General features: G+C 62.1%; 12 protein-coding genes and 3 tRNA genes. 10 read left to right on the forward strand and 5 right to left on the reverse strand.

Translation table 11 applies throughout. The annotated features are described in order from the left end of the window. Positions 1 to 12 precede the first annotated feature (12 nt). The 8 genes from C4900_RS08005 to C4900_RS08040 all read left to right on the forward strand — a co-directional run bounded on the left by C4900_RS08005 (position 13) and on the right by C4900_RS08040 (position 7584). Positions 13 to 900 carry a phosphoribosylaminoimidazolesuccinocarboxamide synthase gene (locus C4900_RS08005; protein WP_114282922.1) on the forward strand — a complete coding sequence of 296 codons (888 nt, stop codon included), beginning with the start codon at positions 13 to 15 and terminating at the stop codon, positions 898 to 900. 57 nt (positions 901 to 957) lie between these two features. Next, positions 958 to 1042, forward strand: a tRNA-Leu gene (locus tag C4900_RS08010). A 125-nt stretch (positions 1043 to 1167) separates the two neighbouring features. After that, on the forward strand, positions 1168 to 2460 hold the full coding sequence (gene tig / locus C4900_RS08015) for a trigger factor (protein ID WP_065970936.1): 1293 nt from the start codon (positions 1168 to 1170) through the stop codon (positions 2458 to 2460). A 21-nt stretch (positions 2461 to 2481) separates the two neighbouring features. Further along, entirely contained in the window at positions 2482 to 3102 is a 621-nt protein-coding gene (clpP, locus tag C4900_RS08020; protein WP_170132574.1) for an ATP-dependent Clp endopeptidase proteolytic subunit ClpP, read from the forward strand. A gap of 89 nt (positions 3103 to 3191) precedes the next feature. Beyond that, positions 3192 to 4484: an ATP-dependent Clp protease ATP-binding subunit ClpX gene (gene clpX / locus C4900_RS08025; RefSeq protein WP_065970932.1), complete on the forward strand. Its 1293-nt coding sequence runs from the start codon at positions 3192 to 3194 to the stop codon at positions 4482 to 4484. 146 nt (positions 4485 to 4630) lie between these two features. Then, entirely contained in the window at positions 4631 to 7054 is a 2424-nt protein-coding gene (gene lon, locus C4900_RS08030; RefSeq protein WP_065970928.1) for an endopeptidase La, read from the forward strand. Positions 7055 to 7172: 118 nt separating this feature from the next. Then, positions 7173 to 7472: an HU family DNA-binding protein gene (locus C4900_RS08035; protein ID WP_170132479.1), complete on the forward strand. Its 300-nt coding sequence runs from the start codon at positions 7173 to 7175 to the stop codon at positions 7470 to 7472. A 36-nt stretch (positions 7473 to 7508) separates the two neighbouring features. After that, positions 7509 to 7584, forward strand: a tRNA-Val gene (locus tag C4900_RS08040). 1240 nt (positions 7585 to 8824) lie between these two features. Here C4900_RS08040 and fdhD read toward each other — a convergent pair. From fdhD to C4900_RS08055, 3 genes are all read right to left on the reverse strand, one after another. Next, entirely contained in the window at positions 8825 to 9643 is an 819-nt protein-coding gene (fdhD, locus tag C4900_RS08045; protein WP_065970926.1) for a formate dehydrogenase accessory sulfurtransferase FdhD, read from the reverse strand. A 323-nt stretch (positions 9644 to 9966) separates the two neighbouring features. After that, positions 9967 to 11223, reverse strand: a complete 1257-nt coding sequence (locus C4900_RS08050; protein WP_114282923.1) for a DDE-type integrase/transposase/recombinase — start codon at positions 11221 to 11223, stop codon at positions 9967 to 9969. A 368-nt stretch (positions 11224 to 11591) separates the two neighbouring features. Then, positions 11592 to 12632: an IS110 family RNA-guided transposase gene (locus C4900_RS08055; protein ID WP_114282111.1), complete on the reverse strand. Its 1041-nt coding sequence runs from the start codon at positions 12630 to 12632 to the stop codon at positions 11592 to 11594. A gap of 302 nt (positions 12633 to 12934) precedes the next feature. On the opposite strand from C4900_RS08055, the gene C4900_RS08060 reads away from it, so the two are divergent. After that, positions 12935 to 13011: transfer RNA gene (locus C4900_RS08060), tRNA-Asp, on the forward strand. A 471-nt stretch (positions 13012 to 13482) separates the two neighbouring features. After that, positions 13483 to 15399 carry a SurA N-terminal domain-containing protein gene (locus C4900_RS08065; RefSeq protein WP_065970924.1) on the forward strand — a complete coding sequence of 639 codons (1917 nt, stop codon included), beginning with the start codon at positions 13483 to 13485 and terminating at the stop codon, positions 15397 to 15399. A 46-nt stretch (positions 15400 to 15445) separates the two neighbouring features. Here C4900_RS08065 and C4900_RS08070 read toward each other — a convergent pair whose 3' ends face one another. Together C4900_RS08070 and C4900_RS08075 are read right to left on the reverse strand one after the other, a co-directional pair. Beyond that, positions 15446 to 16237, reverse strand: a complete 792-nt coding sequence (locus tag C4900_RS08070; RefSeq protein WP_065970921.1) for an enoyl-ACP reductase FabI — start codon at positions 16235 to 16237, stop codon at positions 15446 to 15448. A 249-nt stretch (positions 16238 to 16486) separates the two neighbouring features. Continuing rightward, positions 16487 to 17674 carry a LysM peptidoglycan-binding domain-containing protein gene (locus C4900_RS08075; RefSeq protein WP_211306834.1) on the reverse strand — a complete coding sequence of 396 codons (1188 nt, stop codon included), beginning with the start codon at positions 17672 to 17674 and terminating at the stop codon, positions 16487 to 16489. Between the last annotated feature and the right edge of the window lie 43 nt (positions 17675 to 17717).

Here is a 17717-nt window from a genome sequence, read left to right on the forward strand (position 1 = left end):
AGGTCACGTAGCGTGAGCATATTGTATGAGTCGGCGTTGCACTTGCCGCTTTTGCACCGCGGCAAGGTTCGGGACCTCTATGACGCCGGTCCCGAACACCTCCTGGTCGTGACGACCGATCGCCTATCGGCCTTCGATTGCGTCCTGCCCGATCCCATTCCGGGCAAGGGCCGCATCCTGAACGCCTTGTCGGGGTTTTGGTTCGCCCGTACGCAGGGGATCGTTGCCAACCATCTCTCGGACCGGCCGCTTGCGTCGGTATTGCCAGACGCCGAGGAGCGCGCCCTGGTGGCGGACCGGGCCATGGTGGTGCGACGGCTGAAGCCCTTGCCGATCGAGGCCATCGTGCGCGGCTACCTGGCCGGGTCTGGCTGGAAAGAGTACCGCCGTACCGGGACCCTATGCGGCATCGTCCTGCCGCCTGGTCTGCGCGAGGCTGAGCGCCTCCCGCAGGCCCTGTTTACGCCCTCCACCAAGGCCGCGGTCGGTGCCCACGACGAGAATATCGATTATGCACAAGCCGAGGCCCTGCTCGGCGCCGGGCTGGCGCGCGCGGTGCGTGACGCGAGCCTGCGGCTTTATGCCGAGGCCGCGGCGTTCGCGGCCATGCGCGGCATCATTATCGCCGACACCAAGTTCGAGTTTGCGGTCGATGAACGGGATCGGCTGGTGCTGATCGATGAGGTACTGACCCCGGATTCGTCGCGTTTCTGGCCGCAGGCCTCGTATCGGCCCGGAACCAGCCCGCCAAGCTACGACAAGCAGTATGTGCGGGACTACCTGGAGACCCTGGCGTGGGACAAGCGCCCTCCGGCGCCCCGCTTGCCGGCAGAGGTCGTGGCCCAGACCGTGGCGCGTTACGAGGAGGCGCTGCGGGTGTTGACGGCCGTGGGCGCCTAAGGCCGGTCGAGACTGGCCGTTGCCGCGCGCTTTATGCTAACGTGCCCGTCGGGGCCTGCGAAAGTGGCGAAATTGGTAGACGCGCTGGATTTAGGTTCCAGTGGGGAAACCCTTGGGGGTTCGAGTCCCCCCTTTCGCACCAAAGCCCCGAAGATGTGACCCACAGGAGGATGCGGCGGGCTTCGTCTTGGCCGTTTGCGGGTAAGCCGGTATGATCAAGCCCAGAGCGCGTTTCCCTTTTACTCCAATCTTTCGTGAGAAGGCGGTATGCAGGTATCCATAGAAGCAACAGGCGGACTCGGCCGGCGCATGACGGTGGCGGTTCCGGCCGAGCAGTTCGAGCGTGAGTTTACGGAACGCTTGAAGCGGCTATCGCGCACCGCGCGGCTCGCGGGATTCCGCCCGGGACGCGCCCCCCTTAAGATCGTGGAGGCCCAGTATGGCGGCAAGCTCCTCGATGAGGTGGCCCAGGATCTCATGCGTGACAGCTTCTATGAGGCCTTGAACCGCGAGGGATTGAAGGCGGCGGGGGGGCCGATGATAGAGCCCAAGGCCCTCATGCGTGGCCAGGATATGCAGTATGTCGCGGTCTTCGAGGTCTATCCGCAGGTCCCGCGACTCGATCTGAAGGGGGTTGTAGTCGAGCGTCCGGGGTGCGAGATCACGGACGCCGATGTCGAGCGCACTCTCGAGGTGATGCGCAAGCAGCGTCAGACCTTTCGGACGGTCGACCGCGCCGCGACTGACGGCGATCGTCTGACGATCGATTTCGTGGGGACGCTGGATGGCGAAGAGTTCCCTGGAGGGCGTGCCGAGGGCCATACCCTGATCCTCGGGGCGGGGAATCTGCTGCCCGATTTCGAGGATGGCCTAAAAGGCGCGAGCGCCGGCGCGGTAATCGATATCCCGGTGGCGTTTCCGGCGGAGTATGGGGTGCCGACCTTGGCCGGCAAGACCGCACAGTTTCATGTGACCGTGGGCGAGGTCGGCGAGCCCGTGCTCCCCGCCCTGGACGAGGCCTTTGCCGCATCTTTGGGAGTGACCGAGGGTGGCGTCGAGGGCCTGCGCCAGGAAGTCCGGCAGAATCTCGCGCGCGAGGCCGACCGGCGGGTGCGCGAACGCGTCAAGGGCGAGGTGTTTCGGCGCCTGCGGGAGGTCAATCCCATAGATCTCCCCAAGGTATTGGTCGACAATGAGGCCATGCGGCTGCGTGATGTGGCGCATAGCCAGCTCGCGCGCCAGGGCCTGCGCGCCGAGGCGTTGCCGGCCGATAGCGACGCGTTTCGCGAACGTGCCGCCGAACGCGTCGCGCTCGGCATCATCCTGTCGGAGCTGATACGCGTACGTGATCTCAAGGCCGATCCCGCGAAGGTGCGTGCGCGCGTCGAGGAAATGGCTGCCGACTACGACGATCCGGCGCGTTTCATCGAATGGTATTACAGCGATCGCGAGCGGCTCGCGGAGGCGGAATCCCTGGTCCTTGAGGATCAGGCCGTGGAACAGTTATTGGCCGAAGCGGAGGTGGCCGACAGGGCCCTGCGTTTCGAGGAGTTGACTTAAAATAACCGGGAGCGATCCATGATGAAAACCGAATTCGCTGCCGATCTCACGCCCCGAGCCCAGCTCGTGCCGATGGTGATCGAGACCACGGGCCGTGGCGAGCGCGCCTACGACATCTATTCACGGATGTTGAAGGAACGCCTGATCTTCCTTGTGGGTCCGGTCGAGGACCACATGGCGAATCTGGTGGTGGCGCAGCTTTTGTTCCTGGAGTCGGAGAATCCCGATAAGGATATCCACATCTACATCAACTCGCCGGGTGGTGCCGTGACCGCAGGGCTTGCCATCTACGATACTATGCAATTCATAAAGCCCGACGTTAGCACGGTATGTATCGGCCAGGCGGCGAGCATGGGTGCGTTGCTGCTCGCAGGCGGTGCCAAGGGTAAGCGCCATGCCCTGCCGCACGCGCGCATGATGGTCCATCAGCCCTCCGGAGGGTTTCAGGGGCAGGCGACGGACATCGACATCCATGCGCGCGAGATCCTGCGGGTGCGAGAACGATTGAATAGCATTTTGGTCAAACACACGGGACAGGAGCTCAAGCGGATTGAGCAGGACACTGAGCGCGATAACTTTATGGATGGCGGCGAGGCCGTGGCGTACGGTCTGATTGACTCGGTGATCGACAAGCGTAAATAGGGGGATATGCTAGACTGGGAAATAAAGCGCAAGGTCCTGTGTGCGCTAAGGCGCATGTGGCCGGCGGTTCCCTTGAGTGAGGTTCAGCGATGGCAGACGACAAGCATGATGGCAAGGGTGACAAGCTCCTTTATTGCTCTTTCTGCGGCAAGAGCCAGCACGAGGTGCGCAAGCTGATTGCCGGTCCCTCGGTATTCGTGTGCGACGAATGCGTGGAGCTGTGCAACGACATCATCCGCGAGGAGGTGCAGGATGAGACGGATATCGGACTTGCCCGCAACAAGTTCCCGAAGCCGCGCGAGATCAAGCAGATCCTTGATGAGTACGTAATTGGACAGGCGACCGCCAAGAAGGTGCTGTCGGTGGCCGTCTATAATCACTACAAGCGCATCGAGCATCAAGAGAAGATCGGCGACGTCGAGCTGTCGAAGAGCAATATCCTTCTCATAGGGCCAACGGGGTCGGGCAAGACCCTGCTGGCGGAGACCCTGGCGCGCCTGCTGAATGTGCCGTTCACGATCGCCGATGCGACGACGTTGACCGAGGCCGGCTACGTCGGCGAGGATGTCGAGAACATCATCCAAAAGCTTCTACAGAAGTGTGACTACGATGTCGAAAAGGCGCAGACCGGGATCGTCTACATAGACGAGATCGACAAGATCTCCCGCAAGTCGGATAACCCGTCTATTACCCGTGACGTATCGGGCGAGGGCGTGCAGCAGGCGCTGTTAAAGCTGATCGAGGGAACCGTAGCCTCGGTGCCGCCGCAAGGTGGCCGCAAGCACCCGCAGCAGGAGTTCCTGCAGGTCGATACCCGCAACATATTGTTCATCTGCGGAGGGGCCTTCTCGGGACTCGAGAAGATCATTCAGGACCGTTCCGAAAAGAGCGGTATAGGCTTTAATGCCGAGATCAAGAGTCGCGTGGTCAATAAGCGCGCAAGCGATGTATTCCGTGGCGTCGAGCCTGAGGATCTGATCAAGTTTGGGCTCATACCCGAATTTGTCGGACGCCTGCCCGTGGTTGCGGTCCTGGACGAACTCGACGAGCCCGCGCTCATTCAGATATTGACGGAACCGAAGAACGCACTGATCAAGCAGTATCAAAAGCTTTTGAAATTTGAGGGCGTGGATCTCGAGGTGCGAGACGATGCCTTGGTCAAGGTGGCCCATCGCGCCATGGAACGTAAGACTGGGGCGCGAGGCCTGAGATCCATTCTCGAGAATGTGCTGCTTGAGATCATGTTCGATCTGCCGTCTTTGGAGAACGTGAAGAAGGTAGTGATCGACGAGGGCGTCATTGCGGATACGAGCAAGCCGTTGCTCATCTACGCCGATCACGAAGAGCCGGCGACCCCGAAGCGGGCGTCGACCCGTCCCTGACTCGACGCCGCCGCAGGTGCCCGGCCCGGCGATGCGGCCACTGCCGGGCTTGATTTCGGGCCGGCTCGGGCCCACTTATCCAAGCATGCCCCTGGGCGGTTTCCAGGGGCCCTTCCACTTCGGCGCGCAGCGTCGCGAGGGCAGCTATGACTGAAGAAACGCAATTGTCGCAAGCGCCGGACTCCGCCGCCATCCCGGTGTTGCCGTTGCGGGACGTGGTCGTGTTTCCGCACATGGTGATCCCGTTGTTCGTGGGTCGTAAGAAGTCCATCAAGGCCCTCGAGCGGGCCATGGAGGGCGGCAAGCAGATCATGCTGGTCGCGCAGAAGAGCGCGTCGGATGATGATCCGGCGCCCACCGCTATCCATACCATCGGCACGGTGGCCAACATCCTTCAGCTCCTGAAGCTGCCCGATGGCACTGTCAAGGTGCTTGTCGAGGGGGAGCAGCGCGCCGAGGTGACGCGCTTTGTGGAGACCGGGGAGACGTTTTCCGCGGAGGTGCGCAGACTCGCGAGTGAGGATCTGAACGACAAGGAGGGCGAGGCCCTCATGCGTTCAGTGCTCAATGAGTTCGATCAGTATGTGAAGCTCAACATGAAGATCCCGCCCGAGATCCTGACCTCGCTTGCGGGGATCGATGATCCGGGGCGCCTCGCTGACACGGTCACCGCTCATTTGAGCCTGAAAATCGAGGAAAAGCAGCAGATCCTGGAGATGCTGAACGTGCGTGACCGGCTCGAGCACATCCTGGGGGTGATGGAGTCGGAGATCGATCTCCTGCAGGTGGAGAAGCGCATCCGTGGCCGGGTGAAGCGGCAGATGGAGAAGAGTCAGCGCGAGTACTATCTGAATGAGCAGATGAAGGCCATCCAGAAGGAGTTGGGCGACCTCGAGGACAACCCGAGCGAGGCTGAGGAGCTTGCGCAAAAGATCAAGAGTGCAGGCATGCCCAAGGAGGCCCGCGAGAAGGCGCAGGCCGAACTGAACAAGCTGAAGATGATGTCGCCGATGGCCGCCGAGGCCACGGTCGTGCGCAACTACATCGACTGGCTACTCGCGGTGCCCTGGAAGAAGCACAGCAAGATCCGCAAGGATCTGGCTGAGGCCGAGCGCATACTCGAGGCCGATCATTATGGTCTCGAGAAGGTGAAGGAGCGTATCATCGAGTATCTTGCGGTCCAGCAGCGGGTGAACAAGCTTAAGGGACCGATTCTGTGTCTCGTGGGGCCGCCGGGCGTCGGCAAGACCTCGCTTGGGCAGTCGATCGCACGCGCCACCAACCGCAAATTCATTCGCATGTCGCTTGGCGGGGTGCGTGACGAGGCCGAAATCCGCGGCCACCGTCGGACCTATATCGGGTCTTTGCCGGGAAAGATCATCCAGAACATGGCCAAGGCCAAGACGCGCAATCCGCTATTCATGTTAGACGAGGTCGACAAGATGGCCATGGATTTCCGGGGCGATCCGTCATCGGCGCTCCTGGAGGTCCTCGACCCGGAACAGAACCACGCCTTCAATGATCATTATCTCGAGGTCGACTATGACCTGTCGGATGTCATGTTCGTCGCGACTTCCAACAGTCTGAATATTCCAGGACCCTTGCTCGATCGCATGGAGGTCATTCGCCTGTCGGGATATACGGAAGACGAGAAGATCAATATCGCGATGCGCTACCTGGTCGAGAAGCAGAAACAGAACAATGGGCTAAAGACCGGCGAGCTGCAGTTGTCGGAGTCGGCGGTGCGCGACATTGTGCGTTATTACACGCGCGAGGCCGGGGTGCGTAATCTCGAGCGTGAGATCGCCAAGATCTCGCGCAAGGTGGCCCGTGAGCTGTTGCTGAACAAGAAGCGCGATCATGTCGCGGTGAGCGCCAAGAATCTCGACAAATATCTCGGGGTGCGCCACTTCCGGTATGGCATGGCCGAGCAGAGCAATCAGGTCGGGCAGGTCACGGGACTTGCCTGGACGGAGGTTGGTGGCGAGCTTCTCACCATAGAGAGCGCGCTCCTGCCCGGCAAGGGTAAGCTGACCATTACCGGCAAGCTCGGTGATGTCATGCAGGAGTCCATACAGGCGGCCATGAGCGTCGTGCGCTCACGCGCCTCCTCCCTGGGGATTCCAGAGGATTTTTATCAGAAGCATGATTTTCACCTCCATGTGCCGGAAGGGGCGACACCCAAGGATGGGCCGAGCGCGGGGATTGGAATGTGTACGGCCATGGTCTCGGTGCTGACGGGCATCCCGGTGCGTGCCGATGTGGCCATGACCGGCGAGATAACGCTGCGCGGGGAGGTCCTGCCGATAGGCGGTTTGAAAGAAAAGCTGCTTGCGGCGCACCGGGGTGGTATCAAGACCGTGATCATTCCCGAGGAAAACCGCAAGGATCTGGTCGAGCTCCCTAAAAATATCCAAGAATCGTTAGATATCAAGCCTCTGCGGTGGATCGATCAGGTTTTGGAGGTAGCCCTGGAGCGTATGCCAAAGCCCCTTGCCGACACGCCGGAAGGCGGCAAACCGCGCGAGGTCGAGGTCGAAGCCGAGACGAAGACGATACGCACGCACTGACACGAGCGGACACGTGGTGCGGGGACTTTTTCGACGGTTGTCGGGCTTTCCTTGACAGCGGCACGGACCCGCTTGTATAAGACGAGACTGATTGCGACGCCGGCGCCGAGACCGGTATTTGGGACCACTAACTAGGGAGCACCAAGTGAATAAATCCGAACTGATCGAGAAAGTGGCCGAGCAGGCCGATCTCAACAAGGCCTCGGCCGCGCGTGCGGTGGATGCCGTGTTCGACGCCATCACGCAGGGTTTGCGCAACGGTGAGACTGTCAATTTGGTGGGCTTCGGCACATTCTCGGTAGGTGAGCGCGCGGCGCGCAGCGGTCGTAATCCGCGGACTGGAGAGACCATTGATATCGCAGCCTCACGCAACCCGCGCTTCAAGGCCGGAAAGGGCCTGAAGGACGCCGTCAATTAGGGTTCTCTCGATGGTGGTGGGACGCCGCCGTCTTTCGGGTGCTTAGCTCAGTTGGTAGAGCGTCGCCCTTACAAGGCGAATGTCGGGGGTTCGAATCCCTCAGCACCCACCAAAAACCACGGGCTTCCGGACTGAGCGATCCTCGGATGATCGCAATTTTTGTGGCTGCATGGGGCGCAAGGGTGCCCCGCGGCTGCGGGTTCGCCGTGACATCGTTCAGGGTGTGGAGAGGAACCGAAGGGAAGCCGGCCATGACGCGGGCCTAGCGCGCGTGTGCGGACGTGTTGCTATAGGGCCGCGGACTGGGCGCCGATATCGGGGTGGAGACGGGGGGCGTGCGCGCCGCCTGTCTGGGCAGCACGGCTGTCGCCGAGGTCCTGGCGCTTAGCGACAGGCGCGAGGGAGGTGGCCGTAAGCGAGGCGCCGTTCAACCGATCGCCCTGGGTTCGCCGCTCTATCCGCAGGCTCGCGAAGGCCCCCATACCCTTTCGCTCGGTGCCGAGACCGGTCCTCGTGTGGTAGCGGGGCGGACCGCTCGCGGAAAGATAAGCCCGTGCCGCACATCTGCGCTCCCCTTATCAAGAATGCCCGTGATTGCCGTCCCCAGGCGGCGCCCAAGCCTATATCAGAGTCTATGGCGGGGGCGGGGCGGCCCGCTCACTTTGGAAATCGACCTTACCTCGGAAGAGTGGCAAGGCGCGCCGAGCGTGGCCTATCGCCACGCCTTGGGGAGCCGTGTTATGGGGGTGCTCATGCCGCGGCGACACGCTGAGGCCCGGGCTCGGCTCGCCGGCCGCACAGCCGGTATCCACAAAAACTGTGGACAAGGGTGTGGATGGCGACGGGGTATCGCGCATTTGTTTAGGCAGGATAGGGCAGGTTGCGGTGTTGCTGTTTTCGGAGGCGACTTGGGTCGCGGTGGTCGAGCGGGACCTTACGCTACGCTTTACGGAGACGATGGGTCTCGGCTGCTCACGCCACGGCGCGCTGCTGAATCCGGGGTATGCGCGCACGCGCAGCGCAAGCTTGTGGAAAGTATCGAGGCGATCTCGACGGTTCGGAGGCCACGACCGCAGGGCTGATCAGATTCTGTGATAGGTGTTGGTAAGCGGGGAATGTCAGGGTGTCTGGGGTGATCGAGCTTGTGCGGTTCGCCGTGCCTGGGCGCCGCCCTGATACGCGTCCCCGTAGGCGCGGTGCCGTGGTAGGCAGGCCGGGCCTGGTCCCGGCGGAAGGTGCCGTCGGGCCTCTATTCCGGGCGGTTCGGGCGGCGCGCGGGCGTGATCGCGGCAGGCGCGGTTGGACGGCGCCGGGCAACTGTGTCTGTGGGTATGTCCCTGTCGGTTCGGTCTTTATGGGTTGTGCGCAAGATGTTCGCTGTGCGCGTAGATGGTCATTCGCCCATCGCGCGCGTAGCCTGCGAGCATCAGACCGTGACTTTCAGCGGTGTGGATGGCGAGACTGCTTACCCCGGATATGGCGGCCACGGCCGGGACCGCGAAGCCTGCGGCTTTCAGGGCGATCTCGAAGCTCAAGCGTGACGAGACCCCTAGCAGGACAGCATCGCCCGGCCGCCAGCCACGCGCCAGCGCGGCGCCTATTACCTTGTCCACGGCGTTGTGGCGACCGATATCTTCACGCACCACAGTCCCCGCTGTCCCTGCAAGGATGGCGGCGTGCGCGGTTCCGGTGCGATGATTCAAGGTCTGTTGCCGGACCATGTGGGTCATCTGCTCATGCACCCAGTCGGGTCGCAGGGGGGCGGCCACGGGTACCGATGGAAAGGGGACAAGACCGTCGAAGCGTGGGATTCCGCATAGGCCGCAGGCGCTGGCCCCGACCAATTCGCGGCGCTTGCCGGCCGCCCGCTGGGCTGCCGGGGGCGCAAGCTGGAGGTAGGCGGTCCAGTGACCGGCGGCGGTCGTAACCCATTCCCAGGCGATGACCTCGGTAATATCCCGCAAGATACCCTCGCTCCACAGGAATCCCCGCACGAAATCGTCCCTATCGATCGGCGTGACCATCATCACCGCATAGGAGGCGCCGTTGATCACAAGCGACAGCGCCGCCTCCTCGAGTATTGCCTCCTGTCGTTCGTGGGCCGACAGACCGGATCTTACAAGCACCGCCGGTCGCCAGCCTATGGCCTCCTTGTCGACTTCCAAGTACATGGCACCTCTCGTGGGGTCGTGGGGATCGACAGCTCATCTGTGTGATACCGCGCACATGAAGGTCTGCGCGCCTGTGCGCCCAAACGCCGTTTTCCGGTCCCCGCTCGTCGGCGCTCGGTCCTCAATTTTCGCGAGTCCTGGCCGGCCCCGACATCCGCCCTTTCGGCTATGTCGCCACGGCTATCCGGTCATGATCATCCCCGTGTAGGCCCGGCGCGTGCAGAAACGCCCGAGATCGGCCGGCGGCCGTCACGACGCCGGGACGCAAGGAAGTATTTTCCAATCCTTAAATGGGTCTGAAGAGTGAGAGTAAGAGGCCACCCTCAGCCGGATTTGAGATCCTGTTCGCGAATCGTGTGGAATAGCTTCTGGCGGGCTTTCTGAAGACGGTCCGCCGCCTGGTTGTCGCTGATGGCGTAAGCGATCTTATCTAGTATGGCAAAGCTTAAGTCGGGCTTCAAATAGCGCTCCGCCTCGGGGAGGGATTTCAGCTTGTCATACGGGGTCATCATCGCCTCATAGCGATAGCGCTTGCGCTGACGGCCTTTGGCATCCGTGTGGGTCTCCGCAAAGAAGCAGGGGCGGTGATAATTCACGTAGGGATTGAGGACCTGTTGATTAAAGAGATTGATCCGTTGGGCGAAGCGACTGGGGATGTGGCTATAGCCAAAGATCTTCCGGACCACGGACCCATTCTTGCTCTCGGCCAAGGCATTGTCGTTGGACTGCCGTGAGCGGGATTTGGTGAACTCGATAAGGAGTTTGTCCAGCAGTTCGGCGACCCGTTTGTTGATATATTCCGAGCCGTTGTCGGAGTGGAAACCCAGCACCGAAAAGGGGAAGGCTTCCAGCAATTGTGTCAGGATTGGGATCAAATAATATTCACTGATCTTCTCGACTGTGCAGACCACCTCGAACTGCGTGACCTCATCGACCGCATTGATGTGATAAACGCCTTTTTTCCCGTCCAAATCCCCCTGATGCACGGTATCGATACGGATATATCCGGGTTGTCCGTTGGGCGCGGGTTTGCGGCGTTCGCCGATCGGAATCTGCCGGGGTTTGGTCTTCTCAAAGTGACGCCGCTGTCTCGTGTACGGGAGGGACTTACGGAGGTTATAGAGGTGGCTCACCGAGATCGATGCCAGGCGCTCGTATTCGGTGTGCCCAAAGACGAGTAAGGCCCGCTCACAGAGCTTCTTGACGGCAGGCCCACAGGGCGTGTCGTGGCGTTCATCCATCGCCGCCAGCAGTCCGATATCAGCGGGCGTGTATTTCTGCGTAAAGCCCGTCACGGTCCTCTGGCGGCGTTTAAGGGTGCCGGTCTTGCGGTACTGCGCGATCAATCGGGTGATCTGCTGTCGGGAGTATCCGCTGACCTTCATGAGCACGCGAATCACGACCCCTTGATGCCGCTTTGAGAGGGTCAGATACCGGAATCGGATGAGGGTCTTTTGCACCCATTCATAGCGGGCTGTAGGGCTACTCAGCACCGAAAAGGCCACCGTCTGGGTGCCGGACAAAAACTCGGCCAGCTGATCAATGGAGGTCAGGTTATCGAGGTTCATAAGGGTTTGCATCTCCCTATCATGAACGGAACCCGATCCGCCTTCAGACTCATTTCCTATTAGAAACACAGCCCGTCCTTCAGACTCATACATGGTCGCCCCCAGTTTGCCAAGCCCTCATTTCACGATGTCAAGAAGGTACGGTATGCAGCCATACATCCGGACTTTTGATGAGGCATAAAGCCTCTGTCCCTGATGGAATTTGCTGAATGGCGTCTCATCATTTCAACGCACTCGAGGTGCTATGAGTCTGTCAGATTGAGCCATTCACGGTCCTACCTGCCTTGCCATCACGTCATGATTGCCTGAAGCAACCGTTGGGAGAGCCTCCTGGGTGTAACCCGCGTGTCTCGGTCCTCGTCTTTATTCCGCCGGTGCGGCTATGCGGCCACCGGCGTTGAGGATGATGTGTAGTCTGGTCGATAATCGCGCCCGTGGACGAGCAGCGCCCACGCCGTACGCGCATTCTTATTGGCAAGCGCCACCGCCGCGACGTTCTTGTGGCGGCGGTCGAGTAGCCGCTTCAGCCAGGCGTCCGTCCGGGCCTTACCTGCGGGGACGCGGGTCACCGCACGGGCACCATGGATGAGGAGTGTCCGCAGATAGACGTCTCCGCGCTTGCTGATGCCAAGCAACGTGGGCTTGCCACCGCTCGAATGCTGCCGGGGCACGAGCCCAAGCCAAGCGGCGAGTTGGCGGCCATTGGCGAAGGTCTTCGCATCACCAATCGAGGCCACGAGGGCCGTGGCCGTGATCGGGCCGATGCCGGGGATCGCGGCAAGCCGCTGACTATCTGCGTTCTGTCGGTGCCAGGCCTGGATCTGGGCCTCGAGTTCATGGACTTGGCGGTCCAGCTCACCCAGGTGGGCCGTTAGGCGTGCGATCAACGCGCGCAGGGTGTCGGGCAGGTCATTCTCGGCGTCTTCCAGGATTCGCGGGATGTACTTTGTGATGTGGCTCAGGCCTTGTGGGATCACGAGACCGAACTCCGCGAGCAATCCGCGGATCTGATTCCCCTGCGCGGTGCGCGCTTTGACGAATCCCTGGCGGGCGCGATGCAGGGCCAGGACCGCCTGACTCTCGGTGGCTTTGATGGGCACGAAGCGCATACTGGGACGGGACACGGCTTCACAGATCGCCTCGGCGTCGGCGGCATCATTCTTGTTGGTCCGCACATAGGGCTTTACGAACTGCGGAGCCATCAGCTTCACCGTGTGTCCCAACGCCGTAAGCTGCCGAGCCCAATGATGGGCGCTTCCACAGGCCTCCATACCGATCAAGCAGGGCTCCAAGTTGGCGAAGAACGTAAGAACCTGAGTTCGCTTAAGGGCCTTCCGGAACACCACCTTGCCCCGGCCATCCACTCCGTGAACCGCAAAAACGGCCTTTGCGAGATCCACTCCTACCGTTGTAACCTTCATTGTCGCCTCCTTCCTGTCAGTGGTACGTCACACGCTCCACTTTGGCACTGTTGATGCCGGTTAGGGAGGGGGCGACCATCCCATTATTTCATATTGGACAAGGCTAAGGATTGCCAGCAGGTTGCGATGCATGCTCTAATAGATAGGATCAGCTGCTCGCCGTGAGCGACGCATCGCCGCAGGCGATGGCCTCGGAGAGGGCTGGTGAGTCGGCGCGAAGGTATGGTCGAAAGGCGAGTCTGCGGGTTCCGGCGCGAACGGATGCGGGGCCGCGGATCGATCACGTTGCCGCCTGCACGTTGGGAGTGGTAGTTCAGTTGGTTAGAATACCGGCCTGTCACGCCGGGGGTCGCGGGTTCGAGTCCCGTCCACTCCGCCAATTTCCTGAATCGAGCCGTCTGAGCCAATCGCGCAGACGGTCCTTAGGCAAGACCTGAAAGTATCCCCTTACGTTTCATGACGGCCTCCTGAACGCGGCACCAGCCTCGATGCGCGCGTCCCGTCGCGCGGCGATCGTCCCGACGGTACCCGGCGGTCTGGGGCTTGGGTATCCCATCGTTCTTGTAGCGACCTCGCCGCAGGCGGGTTTGGTTGCCCGTGGAGACCGGCATCAGTACAATCGCCGGAGCCTGACGGCGCCACGCGCGGGTTGCGCGCGGATCGTGGCGGCGCGACTGGTAGGCGGTGGGACCACGAGCGGGTGATCCCAGACCGCTTGTGTCCTGACCTCGGTCGGCCGATCGGGCGAGGCGGCCACAACGAGAGGCACCAAGGGAGGGCGAGCCACTGCCGCCTTCCGTGGGGTCACGGCCCTGAGGGGATCTTTACACATGAGGCCTGTCTTAAATCTATGTTAAATGCGCTTCGAGAAAAGACCCAGGGATTGATGGGGGCCGCGCTGCTCGTGATCCTTGTCGTGCCGTTCGTACTATGGGGGGTCAGTTCCTATTTTGGCGGGGCATCGAAGGTCTATGTGGCCCGCGGGCGTGGCCTGCGCATCACGCAGGAGCAGTTTGCGCGCGCGCTTGCCCAGCAGCGCGTAGCGCTGGAGCATGCCTTTGGCAAGAACCTGAACCCGGCACTGCTTAGCAGCAGCAAATTCAAGAGGGCTGTGCTCCGTGGTCTGATCAATAAAACGTTGCTGATTCATTCGGCGCAGAAGGCCGGCTATGTCGTCAACCGCGACGAACTCGCCTACGAGATCCGGCACATCCCGGCCTTTCGGGTAAAGGGCCATTTCAGTCCGACGCGCTATCGTGAGCTGTTGGCCGCCCAGGGGCTCACGGTGCCCGGTTTCGAGCATCGTGTGCGTGATCTCACGCTCTTAAACGAGGTCAAGGCCGGCCTGCTGGCGAGCGCCTTCGTGCCGCAACAGGTGGTGGCGCATGCGGCGCGCCTTTTTGGGCAGAAGCGGGCGTTTGCCTATGTCGTATTGTCGCCGCGGCACTTCATGCCGACGGGCGCGGTGAGCCCGGCGCGTATCCAGCAGTATTACACCAAGCACCGGCAGGCGTTCCGCCTCCCGCAACAGGTGCGTATCGACTATGTCGTGCTGTCGCCGCATGCCGTCATGCATGCCATGAAGGATCAGAAGGTGGGGATGGCGGCCTTGCAGAGGGCCTATCAGGCGCACATCGCGCAGTTTACGCGCCCTGAAGAGAGATTGGTGCGCCATATCATGATCGCCTTGCCGCCGCATCCGACGGCCCAGGCCATAGCCTCGGCCAAGGCGAGGCTTGCGGCGCTGCGGACTCAGATTCAACATGGTGCGTCGTTCGCCGCGCTCGCGCGGCGCTATTCCCAGGATCCGGCGTCGGCCGCCCACGGCGGCAGCCTCGGATTCGTGACGCAGGCGGACCTGTCCAAGCCCGTGGGGCGTGTTGCGTTCGCGCTGCCGCTCCATAAGGTGAGCGCGCCGGTCGTCGGCCACTCCGGGGTGCATCTCCTGGAGGTGAGCGCCATTCGCCCGGCAAGCGTCGTACCGTTCGCCCAGGTGCGCGCGATGCTTGTGCGCATGGTGCTAAAGGGGCGCGCACGCCGGCGTATGTATCACCTGTCCGAGCGGTTGCGTAACGCCGCCTACGAACATCCCCATGGCCTCGCCTCGGTGGCGCGCCGACTTGGCATCAAGGTGCGCGAGAGTGCTTGGTTCACGCGTGCAGGGGGGGCCGGTGTGGCGGCCTTGCCACAGGTGGTGAAGGCGGTATTCGCGCCCAAAGTGCTTGCCGGGCGCCGCAACACCCATGCCATCGCAGTCGGGGCGGACGCGTTGGTGGTAGCGCATGTGGTGGCGCGCAAGGCAGCGCGCTTTAAGCCCTTGGCCACGGCCCGGCCGGCGGTGGTCCGCGCCATTCGCGCCGCCGATGCCCGTCGGCGCGTCAAGGCCCAGGAAGATCTGCTTTTGAAGGAGTTGCGCAAGGGGGCGTCGCTCAAGGCGCTAGCCCGGCAGATGCGTTTGGTGCTCGAGATACCGGCGCCTGCCGAGGCGGTGACGCCGGGTCTTGCGCCGACGCTGTTGAAGGCGGTGTTTGCCACACCGGTGTCGGTCGCCACCCATCCGGTGCCGGGCAGCGTGCATCTGGGCCATGGGCGGCGCGCGGTGTTCGTGGTCCATCAGGTGATACCGGGGGCCGTGCATCCGGGTAGTGCGCGCTATGTCAAGCTCGAGCGTTCACTGATCGGCGATAGCGGGGTGGAGACTTACCTTGCCTACATGAAGAGCTTGCGCGCGCGCGCCCACATCCATATCAACGCGTCGGCATTGTAGGGACCGGGGCGCGGCCGTACGGCCGCGCCTTGTGTCGTGTCGTATCTTAGCCTGCCCCCTCGCCCATGCCGATCATGTGGTAACCCGAATCCACATAGAGGATCTCACCGGTAATGCCAGAGGCGAGATCCGAGGACAAGAAAGCGGCGGCATGACCGACTTCCTCTATGGTCACGCCGCGACGCAACGGGGCGTTGCGCTCGTAGTAGTCGAGCATCCTGCGAAAATCACTGATTCCCGCCGCTGCCAGGGTTTTTATGGGCCCGGCCGATATCCCGTTCACGCGTACCCCGTGCGGTCCGAGACTCTGGGCCATATAACGCACATTGGCCTCAAGACTGGCCTTGGCGAGCCCCATGACATTGTAGTGTGGCACGACGCGTATCGCGCCCAGATAGGACAGCGTAAGGAGCGAGCCCTTGCGGGGGATGAGGGCCTCGCGCGCGCCTTTGGCGAGCGCCGCGAAGCTGTAGGAGCTGATGTTGTGGGCCTCGAGGAAGCCCTCGCGGGTCACGGCGTCCAGGTAGTCGCCTTCGAGCTGTTCGCGCGGCGCATAGGCCACCGAATGGATGAGGGCGTCAAACCCGTCAGGCCAGGCCTTGCGCAGCCCCTCGAACAGGGCATTGATATCGTCATCGTGACCGACGTCGCAGGGCAGCACGATGTGGCTTCCGGTGAGCGCCGCAAGCCCCTCGACACGGCCCTGCACCTTCTCGTTTTGGTAGGTGTAGGCAATCTCGGCACCCTGCGCGTGCATGGCCTGGGCAATGCCCCAGGCGATCGACCGTTCGTTTAGTGCGCCAACGACGAGGGCACGTTTACCCGCCAAGAATCCCATGAAGTGATCTCCGTTGCGTGTGAATCAAGTCCCCGGCCGAAAGACCGGGGCTTATGAGGAGCGATTCGCGCCACCTGCGCTGAACGGGCATCAACGGCGGTCGGACCATCCCTGGTGGGGCATGGGCCTTGCCATCGGCGACGCACTTTGCGACCCGCAGTCTAACGCCATTTCGTGCGCGACTAAAGCTGGGCGGTGGGCCGCGTCATATCCCGGCGGCGGCCGGGGGACCGATCATGGAGATGAAACCTACTCGGTGACGCGCGTTTTGGCCATGGCCGACGGGACCATAGCCGGAGACGCCCATATCAGGATGCGTTGCCCCAGACGTAGGACGTCATGCGCATTCAGCACGTTCCAGCGCTCGAGCTGCGTGACGTAGACACGATAGCGTTCGGCGATGCTCCACAAGGTGTCGCCCGGCCGCACGCGATGGATAATCTTGACTCGCTGCGGGCCGCTGCGTGCCAGGGCCACCTCTGTGCGTGCCGCCGGATGGCGGGATACCACGAGGCGGCGCCCGGCCATGGGGATCAAAAGGTTTTGCCCGACATGGAGGAGGTCACCATAGAGATGGTTGGTGGAGCGGATCGCGGCGATACTTACGCCATATTCGCGGGAGATCCCATAGAGCGTATCCCCCGGCACCACGCGGTGTCGCGCCCACTGCATGCGATCCTGGGGCGGTAGCTGACTCAAGCCCTCGATGAGCGCGGCCTTGGTGGCCACTGGCACGAGGATAGTGTGCGGGCCGTTGGGTGCGGTCGCCCAGTGCGTAAAGCCCGGATTGATGGCATAGAGCTGCTTAAGCGACATGTTGGCGAGTCGGGCGATCACGCTGAGATCGACCTGTGAGCCGGTATTGACGCGCACGAAATAGGGGCTGTTGGGGATGGCGCGCAGCGTCAGGCCGTATTTCGCGGGATCCCGCACGATATTCACGAACGCCATGAGCTTGGGCACATAGTGCTCGGTCTGCAACGGCAGTCTCAGGTCGCGGTAATGGGTGCCAAGTCCCAGGGCCTTGTTGTGGGCGATGGCGGCCTCGACCGTGCCTTGCCCGGCATTGTAGGCGGCCAAGGCGAGATCCCAGCTGTGAAATTGGTTGTGGAGCGATTGAAGGAAGTCGAGCGCGGCGTTCGTGGAGGCGATGATGTCGCGCTCGCCGTTGTACCACCAGTTGTTCTTGAGGCCCCAGAGCCGCCCGGTGGACGGTTCGAACTGCCAGAGGCCAATGGCCGCGGATCGCGAATAGGCGTCGGGTGAATAGGCGCTCTCGATGGCCGGCAGCAAGGCGATCTCCATGGGCATATTGCGCTTGCTGACATCCTGCACGATCTGGTAGAGATACAGGTTGGCGCGTTGCAGCATGTTTTCGACATACTGGGGGTTGTTCGCGAACCACTGTTCGTAGCGCGCAACCCGTGGGCCTTCCATGCGTGGCAGCCGCAGTCCGGCGCGAATGCGGTTCCAAAGGTTC

This window comes from Acidiferrobacter thiooxydans, assembly GCF_003333315.1.
GTDB classification, from domain to species: Bacteria; Pseudomonadota; Gammaproteobacteria; order Acidiferrobacterales; family Acidiferrobacteraceae; genus Acidiferrobacter; species Acidiferrobacter thiooxydans.

Coding starts and splice junctions, on each gene's coding strand:
- tig (WP_065970936.1), top strand. CDS start 1,168: ATGCAGGTATCCATAGAAGCAACAGGCGGACTCGGCCGGCGCATGACG.
- clpP (WP_170132574.1), top strand. CDS start 2,482: ATGAAAACCGAATTCGCTGCCGATCTCACGCCCCGAGCCCAGCTCGTG.
- clpX (WP_065970932.1), top strand. CDS start 3,192: ATGGCAGACGACAAGCATGATGGCAAGGGTGACAAGCTCCTTTATTGC.
- lon (WP_065970928.1), top strand. CDS start 4,631: ATGACTGAAGAAACGCAATTGTCGCAAGCGCCGGACTCCGCCGCCATC.
- fdhD (WP_065970926.1), bottom strand. CDS start 9,643: ATGTACTTGGAAGTCGACAAGGAGGCCATAGGCTGGCGACCGGCGGTG.
- C4900_RS08050 (WP_114282923.1), bottom strand. CDS start 11,223: ATGCAAACCCTTATGAACCTCGATAACCTGACCTCCATTGATCAGCTG.
- C4900_RS08055 (WP_114282111.1), bottom strand. CDS start 12,632: ATGAAGGTTACAACGGTAGGAGTGGATCTCGCAAAGGCCGTTTTTGCG.
- C4900_RS08065 (WP_065970924.1), top strand. CDS start 13,483: ATGTTAAATGCGCTTCGAGAAAAGACCCAGGGATTGATGGGGGCCGCG.
- C4900_RS08070 (WP_065970921.1), bottom strand. CDS start 16,237: ATGGGATTCTTGGCGGGTAAACGTGCCCTCGTCGTTGGCGCACTAAAC.
- C4900_RS08075 (WP_211306834.1), bottom strand. CDS start 17,674: ATGGAAGGCCCACGGGTTGCGCGCTACGAACAGTGGTTCGCGAACAAC.